This window comes from Ferruginibacter sp. (genome assembly GCF_014377975.1).
Lineage (GTDB): Bacteria > Bacteroidota > Bacteroidia > Chitinophagales > Chitinophagaceae > Ferruginibacter.
This window is the reverse complement of sequence record NZ_JACMOO010000346.1, coordinates 1-8788: the sequence shown is the minus strand read 5'-3', so window position 1 is coordinate 8788 and position 8788 is coordinate 1. Positions and strand designations below refer to the sequence as shown.

The following is an 8788-nucleotide window of genomic DNA, read 5'->3' as shown; positions in this document are numbered from 1 at the left end:
TATCAGCGTCTTTATAAGTAGCATCAGCCATTATAATTATATCGCCAGAAACAGCTTTGTTAATAGCTGATTGCAATTCGGCAACAGATTTTACTTCAATATTTTTTGCAAAAACGTTGGCAACGCTTAAAAAAAGCAAAAGCAATAAAACATTTAATTTTTTCATGTTAATAGTAAATGATTTTTTGGGTTAAAATGGTATTGGCAGTTATATTAATAAGCTGCAAATGATGTTCATTGAGATACCCTTGCATTCTTTCATTACTACAATGGAGGAGTCGCAACTTTTACATTGTTTACACTTTACTTTTTTAGATACTGGACGATTGAAATGATTTTTTTCTAAACGTTTCTGTTTCACCAAAGTCAATACAACCGCTACCTGGATAAAAATTTATACATCCTAGAACACAAATATAAAAATATTGATCGTCCAAATTTATGTATAGCATAGATCGCAACTTTTCCAAGGTTTTAAACTTTGGCAAAGTTTATCCGTTATATAAATTTTTATTTAGAAAATCATTTCTGAATTTACCGTTGGGATCATACTGTTTCACCAGCTCTTTAAAATCCGCCAGCTTTTCAATTCTTGATTGCAATACTGCGGGTGCCAAAGTAAACACTTTAGCCCAGTGGGGCCTTGCATTAAAGGGCGCCAGTTTCGCTTCTATCAATGGCAGTAAATTCATTACTGTTTCCGTTTCCTGTTTCCAGGTTGTATGCAGTGCCACGCAGGTTTTTTTATAACAAGGGCTCATCCACAAATTATCTGCCTGAATGGTACGAATTTCCGAAATAAATAAGTGTGGTGTTATTTTTTCATGCAGTGACTCCATCGCCATCATCGCTTCATAAGCATGTTCAACCGGAACAAAAAATTCGGCCTGTATTTCTTTGCCGGCACTCGGTTTAAAGCCCATTTTAAAATGGGGCATTCTTTCAAACCAGGGACCGGGCACTCCCATTTGTTCTGTGCAATTTATTGCATCCTCGTCTTCAATTGGGTGCATATTTTTTGTGGCAAGTTTTGCACCAAATAATTCCGCAGGTGGGGCAGCATCTCCTGCTGCTGACTTACTTTTTACCCACACTTCATTGATGTTTTTATTTTTCCAATCTGTAAAAAGGCTTACGCTGTAACCACTTGAAACAATGGCATCAAAATTTTTTTCCAGTTCACCCATTGGCAGATTCCGGTAAACATACTGCTTCATGTTAAAAGTGGGCAAAAGGTTGAGCGTTACTTTTGTAACAATACCTAAAGCGCCCAGTCCAACTACGGCACCTTCAAAATGCTCCCCATCTTTTTTTGATAAATTTATAATTTCACCCGCTGCATCTACAAATTCAATGGCTGCAACAGCTGTTGCAAGATTGCCGTTGCTTATGCCCGAACCATGGGTTGCTGTGGCGCAGGAACCGGCAATGGTAATATGTGGCAAGGATGCCAGGTTGTGTAATGCATACCCGTTTTGGTGAAGGTAAGGCGCAAGATCACCATACCGCATACCTGCTTCTACAGTAACGGTATGGGCCATTTTATTGAGCGATACCACTTTATTTAATTCCTGCAGCGACACCTGATTTTCTGTATTGTCGGCGATTGTATTGAATGAATGCCTTGAACCAAGCGCAGTAAGTTTGTTACACTTTTTCACCACTTCCCTTACCTCTGATATTGTTTTTGGATAATGCACATTGCCAGTACTGTACTCCAGATTACCTGCCCAGTTTTTTAAATGTGGTGCAGTTGCTTTAGGACTGCAGGCCATCAAACGGCTCAATACGGCAGCGCCTGCCAGCAAAGAAGTTGTTTTTAAAAAAGTTCTTTTTTTCATGATGGCTTTATTATGTTTCAAATCGTTGGTAACCCGTATCATTATTAGAGATTGGTTTTATTATTCCTTAAAAAAGGCAATTTAGCAACTTTGCCAAAGTTTTAAAGTTTGGCAAAGTTTACTAAATAACAGTTCAGCAAAAAAAGTGCTTTTATCAAAATAATTTTAACTGCATTGGAGCAAGTAAAATTGCCGGACGATTTTTAATTATCATTTTTTTATCTTCAGCCCGGATAATAAAAACCGGTGTCTGTTCTTCCCTGGAGGCAATCATTATTTGTATGCCATTGGCATGATCGCTGAATAATTGCTGTACCAGTTGTGGGTTGTTATTGTCTTTGGAAAGATGCGCCAGCAAAAGGTGCGTCATAAAAGATGGACGATGGGTAATAAATATTTCCAGCGCCTGTGCATTTGAAAGATGGCCATTGCCTCCGCGGATACGATTTTTTAAAAAGAGGGGATAACGCCCTTCTTCCAGCATCGCTTCATCATAATTGGCTTCTAAAAAAGCTGCATGACATTGACTGAAATGCGTGGTTACGTGATTACAGCAGGCTCCAATATCTGTAAATATTCCTACCGTAATCCCATTGCCCGAAATGATAAAACTGTGTGGATCGGCCGCATCATGTAATTTTGGAAATGCTGTTATAGAAAGATCTCCAATCCTTACGGGTTCATATCCGGTAAAATAATTTATCAGTTGTTTTTTAAAATGAAGACGTCCTCGCCGGGCAGTATCATTGGTGATGTAAACCGGCAGGGAATATTTTTCTGCGATAGATTCCGCACCTTTGATATGATCGGAATGCTCATGCGAAATAAAAATTGCTTTTACCTTGTTCATGGAAAGGTTCAGTAAACCCATGCGCTTTTCTGTTTCCCGGCAGGATATACCCGCATCCACCAGCACCGCTTCGGTATCGTTTGCCACATAATAGCAATTACCGTTACTGCCTGAATTTAAAGAGGTGATAAATAAAGCCATTTCAGGCACAAAGAAAATCATTTTTGGTGATAAATCTCTATTGAAAAAGATTCACTATTAAAAAATTAGCTGCCCCTTAAATCATCTGTTTTTTTTAATTTTTATCCAGGTTTATAAAACCGGCTGCCGATCCAAACCAGATAATATTTCATTCGATTACCTCAATAAGAATCCAGAAAATATATTATAATCTGCTACTGTAATTAAAAAAATATTGGGAGAATAAAAAAATCATATTCGCTAAATTTACTTAGCAAGCAATGAAAACAGTAAATTAAACAAATTCATCGCTGCAGCGTTAAATATTAAAAATACACATCATGCAAATTAAAACAGCTACCATCATTGGCTCATCAGGTATGACGGGCAGTTATCTTTTAAATGTTCTATCGCAGGACAAAAGCATTGAAACTATACGGCTGATTGTAAGACATCCTGTTCCAAAAAGAGCCGGCAATGTGGAGGTGAAGCTGGTTAACTTTGAGGATGCTCAAGCATTTAAAAACGCAGTGGCAGGAAGTGATGTGGTATTTTGTGCCATTGGTACCACGCAAAAAAATGTAAAAGGCGATAAAGACTTATACCGGAAAATTGATTACGATATACCGGTAAATGCAGCGCAGTATTGTAAAGAAACAGGCTGTGAAAAATTTATTGTTGTAAGCGCTGTTGGAGCCAGTAATAAAAGCAGTAATTTTTATTTGCGTCTCAAGGGCGAGATGGAAGATGCCGTGAAAGCCAGTGGTGTACAATCCATTCATATTATGCAACCATCCATGCTGCTGGGCCATAGAAATGAAAAAAGAACAGGTGAAGCCTTTTTTCAACGCCTGATAAAAGGGCTATCTTTTTTGTTGATTGGTGGCTTAAAAAAGTATACCGGTATTCCGGCAAAACAACTGGCACTGGCAATGGTTGCTGCTGCAAAAGAAAATAGCACCGGCATATTTACACACCAGTACAAAGAGATAATTCAACTTGTAAAATAAAAAATGGTTTGCTTTACGCAAACCATTTTAAAATACTTATGGCATAAAAGACGTTTTAATTATCGTTCTTTTTATAAAATTAGCGGGTGCCTTTATTTGCCATACCATTACCAGCTTTTGATTTTACTTTTGAACTTGCAGCCTCTGTTGAGTGGCCATTACTTTCGGAAGTTTTTCCCTTTTTATTTTGGGTATCACTTTTATTAGCTCCCAGGATTTTTTGGTCATTTGTTGCTGTACCCGATGCTTGTTTTTTCATAATTGAGATGTTTTAAATATAAAAATATTACTTGTAATAATGCCATAAATAATGTGCCATTTTAACCATATTTTATATAATGTTAATAACAAATTGTTTTGTGCAATTGTTACCCCCAAACTGCAGTTATTATAGAATAATTTTCTTAATAAAAAAGCCCCGCAACCTGGGTATTTGCGGAGCTTTTAAATAATATACTTTTCCGAAAAAAATCAATACTTAAATATCTTTCCCCCTGCCATCACTTGCTGGGTGGCCTCATTAAAAACAGCTTTTTGTCCAGTGTGTATTGCCGCGTTAGTCATGATGTTTGCGATGGAGTGTGCATATCCAGCTTCCACGGGTGCATTGGGTTGTTTACGGCTCAGTACGCAGTCCATCCAGTTACGCATGTGTGCAGTGGTAAGGGTATCTCCACCGGTATTGGCAGAGGCTACCACTGATATATTTTCTGTTACCAGGCTTGTTTCCGGCAACAGGTTGGGTTGCATATTCATCTCGTCGGCAAACCTCTTTTCAAGACCACCCCTGGAAGAAACTTTATTGGTGATCAAGTTCATTTCACCTCCATTGGAATAATACATTTCAGCCGGATTTTCGTCGCCATTGTGCATACGGCTGCTAAAGGTTACCTGGAACCCGGTGGTGGCGTCATTTAAAGGGCCGTAATCAAAAACAGCCGTGGTGGTGTCCCAATTTCTGCGGCCATCTTTCCATTGATAAATGCCCCCGTTGGCTACCACGCTTCTTGGATGCGGCAGGCCCGAAAACCAATGCACCGTATCAATCTGGTGGCTCATCCATTGCCCCGGCATACCGGATGAGTAAGGCCAGAACAAACGGAATTCCAGGTACTTTCTTGGATCCCATGCCTCAAAGGGCCGGTTGATTAAAAAGCGTTTCCAGTCCGTGTCTTCTTCTCTTATTTTTTGCACCAGCCCCGGTCTGCGCCAGCGGCCTGGCTGGTTTACATTCCAGGTAAGTTCTACCATGGTGATGGGCCCGAATTTTCCCTGCTGTATAAAATCGGCTGCGGCCTTGTAGTTAGACCCGCTGCGCCTTTGCGATCCTATCTGAACAATTTTTTTCATTTCTTTCACTGCTTTTAAAGTAGCGATGGCGTCATCCATTGTTTCAGCAAAAGGTTTTTCAGTATAAGTATCACAACCAGCTTTTACTGCTTCAATGGTATGGGTTGCATGCTGAAAATCTGCTGTACTTATAATTACTGCGTCTACCGATTTACTGGCATATAATGCTTCATTATTGACGAACTTTTTTATATCGTGTCCCATTTTTTGCTGCAGATAATTACCGCCTTCTTCCCGGCGCATTTTCCAAATGTCGGATACAGCAACAATGTCAAAATTAAGGTCTTTGTAATTGTTCATAAACGCAGGAAGTAAAGAACTTCTGAACCGGTCGCTAAAACCTACAATGCCTATTTGCACCCGATCGTTGGCACCTAAAATACGGGCATAACTTTTTGCACTAAATGCCAGCGAACCGATGTAAACACCGGCAGCGGCTTTGGTTGACTGTGTTATAAAATCTCTTCGTGTTGCCATTTTTTTATTTTTAGATGTTAGTAATAGTTGTTGGTTGTTCGTTGTTGGTAAAAGTTTTAGAATTGAACGTTCAATAAAAAGCAAAAAGTACAAGTTCCGACCCAAAGCCGGAATCACGATTTAACATCGGGAAGCTGTTATGCCTGTGAATATCCAGATTGCTTCTTAACCCGGACAAAAAAAATCCTTTACCCCCTACCGTAAGCCGTCTACATTTACTATTCAACCAGAGCCTTTTAAAGCAATATTCATAATGAATCTCAAATATTTTTAACGCGTCACTATTAATGCGAATCCCTAGTTACCTTACTACCCGACCCCCCTTTTAAAAAATCCATATCCGCACCAAGGTGTGCCTGTTCCACATGCGTTTGATACAAATGAACATAACCGCGGGGATGGATGGTTTCTGTTTGTATCCAGGCTAATCTCCTCACTGCTAATTCTTCTTCCGCAACAGCTAGTTGCAAAGTTCTGGCGTGTACATCCAGGTGAATGATATCCCCATTTTTTACCAGGCCCAGTACGCCACCTACGGCTGCTTCCGGAGATACATGGAGCACAACGGTTCCAAAGCCGGTGCCACTCATCCTTCCATCTGAAATACGCACCATATCCGTAACGCCCTGCTCTAACAGTTTTTTTGGCAAGGTCATATTACCCACTTCCGCCATACCCGGATAGCCTCTTGGCCCAACATTTTTTAATACCATAATACTGGTGGCATCAATGTCCAGCGTATCATCGTCTATGCGTGCATGGTAGTCTTCAATATTTTCGAATACCACTGCTTTACCAGAATGCTTCAGCAACGCAGAACTTGCAGCAGATGGCTTTATCACGGCACCATCGGGTGCCAGGTTTCCTTTTACTACTACAATACCTGATTCGGGTTTAAACGGAGCCTGCATCGTACTAATCACATTGCGGTCATATACTTCTGCAGTAGCACAATTCTGGCCAATGGTTTTGCCGTTTACCGTTAAAGCCTCTTTATGAATGATGGCATCCATTTCTTTGATCAGTGCCGGCAACCCGCCTGAATAATACAGGTCTTCCATATAATTTTCTCCCGAAGGTTGTATGTTGGCAAGCAATGGAATACCCTGCGAATAGGTGTCACAATCCTGCAGGTTTACATCAACCCCGATGCGACCGGCAATGGCAAGTAAATGTATTACAAAATTGGTAGAACCTCCGATGGCCGCATTGATCTTTATCGCATTTTCAAAAGCTTGCCGGGTAAGAATTTTCGACAGCGTCAGGTCTTCCTTTACCATTTCCACAATGCGCCTGCCCGACAATTGGGAAAGCACTTTACGCCTAGCGTCTGCTGCCGGTATGCTGGCATTGTTGGGTAAGGAAAGACCCAGTGCTTCCACCATTACCGCCATGGTTGATGCGGTGCCCATTACGGCGCAGTGCCCCTGTGTACGGGCCATGCAGGCTTCGGCTTCTACAAATTCTTCATTGGTTATTTGCCCTAATTTACTGGCTGCATCAAAACGCCAAACGTCCGACGTGCCAATATCTTTTCCTTTCCAATGGCCTTTTAACATTGGACCGCCCGAAATAACCAGCGTTGGAATATTTACACTACAAGCACCCATTACAAGGGAAGGGGTAGTTTTATCGCAGCCACACAACAGCACTATACCATCAACAGGATTTGCTCGGATGGATTCTTCTACATCCATGCTTACAAGATTGCGGTACAACATCGCCGTTGGTTTTATCAATGTTTCGCCCAGCGACATTACCGGAAACTCCACAGGAAAACCGCCTGCCTCTAACACTCCTTTTTTTACTGCTTCGGCAAGCTCCCGAAAATGTCCGTTGCAGGGCGTGAGTTCACTCCAGGTGTTGCAAATACCAATCACAGGCTTGCCCTCAAACATATCCGCAGGAATGCCCTGGTTCTTCATCCAGGCACGATAAATAAAACCATCTTTGCCTTTACGGCCAAACCAGTTGCTGCTTCTCAATTTATTTTCTTCCATGTTCTTCTTTTAATTTTATAACACTGATTGTTATGAACCTAACTACTTAAAGGCAGATTATACAAATTTATTTTCTATCGATTATCAAAATAATTTGTTCTTTCAATTTAGCTGATTGCGCCTACATTCGCATTTCAAATTTATGGGAATAAAACTGTTGTCAGTCTTTTAAATTTTGATACCAGCATTTGTTTTTTATGGCATCGTCGTTGTGTCACTCCCTTCATCCATATACCTTTTGGCAGATGGTTTATGCAACTGGCCGATTCGTAAATTAAGCTGATTATTTACTGCAACAATACCTGCTATGTTTTATACTTCATCATTCTTGCATCTTTCATCATTCCATAAAAATTTATCACTTACCCAATAAACCAGGCCATGTAGCAACCACATCAACAGCACCTGCAGTGAACGCTGCATTGGCCACGCTACTATGCCTTTATCAGAACTATTATTAGTCCGGAATGCCCTACCCAATACTTTACGTCAAGGCCCATAAGTTGTTATTGCATGGCTTTGCAAAGAAGCTACCAGCAAATGGGTAAGGTTAACTTTGTTAAGTAAATCATTTTTGCTGACCGGTTATGTCATCGTCACGGGTGCCACTTTCAGTAAATAGATTTTCATTGCAGGTTCCGGCAAAAATACCTTTGACTGAATTGGGTATGAACTGATGCCTGCTGTACAACATCAAACCAGCAATCTGTTCCACCGTTATTTGTGCTGACAGGTCATTGTCCTGACAGCTACCGGTAAGCGCCAGTCTAAGTATTTATTAAACCTGCCATTTTTGTTGATATTTCCAGTCAGGAAGGTATCCGTATTCAGTTTACCATTTCGCACAAAATACTTTCCATCATTCAATCCGAAAAAGTAGCTTTCAAAAGCCCATACTTTAAAACCATTCTTTTTATGTAAATATTTTATAGCGCTTGTCTTAACTAAAAAGATTGGTGCGGCTCAGTGATCCTGTACTCCAAATATTACAATGGTTGAATTTTCTATAGCATTTCCAATTTCTTCCCAATTTAAATAGCTCGCAGCATCCGGTTCAACAGTCGTTACCTGAATTACATTTTCCTGCAAATACTTTTTTATTTCATTTTTTCCTTCGGCAAATCTCGTCAGCAATAACGC

General features: G+C 40.3%; 7 protein-coding genes. 1 reads left to right on the top strand and 6 read right to left on the bottom strand.

What is annotated here, in order from left to right:
• Positions 1 to 491: 491 nt before the first annotated feature.
• Together H7254_RS16995 and H7254_RS16990 are read right to left on the bottom strand one after the other, a co-directional pair.
• On the bottom strand, positions 492 to 1841 hold the full coding sequence (locus H7254_RS16995) for an FAD-binding protein (RefSeq protein WP_301934104.1): 1350 nt from the start codon (positions 1839 to 1841) through the stop codon (positions 492 to 494).
• A gap of 154 nt (positions 1842 to 1995) precedes the next feature.
• A complete protein-coding gene (locus H7254_RS16990) occupies positions 1996 to 2853 on the bottom strand; it encodes an MBL fold metallo-hydrolase (RefSeq protein ID WP_301934103.1) in 858 nt (285 codons plus the stop codon).
• Positions 2854 to 3152: 299 nt separating this feature from the next.
• On the opposite strand from H7254_RS16990, the gene H7254_RS16985 reads away from it, so the two are divergent.
• Positions 3153 to 3821, top strand: coding sequence for an NAD(P)H-binding protein (locus H7254_RS16985; protein WP_301934102.1), 669 nt, complete (start codon positions 3153 to 3155; stop codon positions 3819 to 3821).
• A 79-nt stretch (positions 3822 to 3900) separates the two neighbouring features.
• Here the strand turns inward: H7254_RS16985 and H7254_RS16980 are convergent, their stop codons facing one another.
• The 4 genes from H7254_RS16980 to H7254_RS16965 form a co-directional block, all read right to left on the bottom strand.
• Positions 3901 to 4080 (bottom strand): hypothetical protein, encoded by a 180-nt coding sequence (locus tag H7254_RS16980; protein WP_301934101.1) that lies wholly within the window; start codon positions 4078 to 4080, stop codon positions 3901 to 3903.
• Between the two features lie 212 nt (positions 4081 to 4292).
• A complete protein-coding gene (locus tag H7254_RS16975; protein ID WP_301934100.1) occupies positions 4293 to 5648 on the bottom strand; it encodes a Gfo/Idh/MocA family protein in 1356 nt (451 codons plus the stop codon).
• A gap of 284 nt (positions 5649 to 5932) precedes the next feature.
• Entirely contained in the window at positions 5933 to 7648 is a 1716-nt protein-coding gene (locus tag H7254_RS16970) for an IlvD/Edd family dehydratase (protein ID WP_301934099.1), read from the bottom strand.
• 568 nt (positions 7649 to 8216) lie between these two features.
• Positions 8217 to 8363: a hypothetical protein gene (locus tag H7254_RS16965; protein WP_301934098.1), complete on the bottom strand. Its 147-nt coding sequence runs from the start codon at positions 8361 to 8363 to the stop codon at positions 8217 to 8219.
• Between the last annotated feature and the right edge of the window lie 425 nt (positions 8364 to 8788).

Bases quoted from the DNA above. Each gene is read 5' to 3' on its own strand.
- H7254_RS16995 (WP_301934104.1), bottom strand. From the start codon at position 1,841: ATGAAAAAAAGAACTTTTTTAAAAACAACTTCTTTGCTGGCAGGCGCT.
- H7254_RS16980 (WP_301934101.1), bottom strand. From the start codon at position 4,080: ATGAAAAAACAAGCATCGGGTACAGCAACAAATGACCAAAAAATCCTG.
- H7254_RS16975 (WP_301934100.1), bottom strand. From the start codon at position 5,648: ATGGCAACACGAAGAGATTTTATAACACAGTCAACCAAAGCCGCTGCC.
- H7254_RS16970 (WP_301934099.1), bottom strand. From the start codon at position 7,648: ATGGAAGAAAATAAATTGAGAAGCAGCAACTGGTTTGGCCGTAAAGGC.
- H7254_RS16990 (WP_301934103.1), bottom strand. From the start codon at position 2,853: ATGATTTTCTTTGTGCCTGAAATGGCTTTATTTATCACCTCTTTAAAT.
- H7254_RS16985 (WP_301934102.1), top strand. From the start codon at position 3,153: ATGCAAATTAAAACAGCTACCATCATTGGCTCATCAGGTATGACGGGC.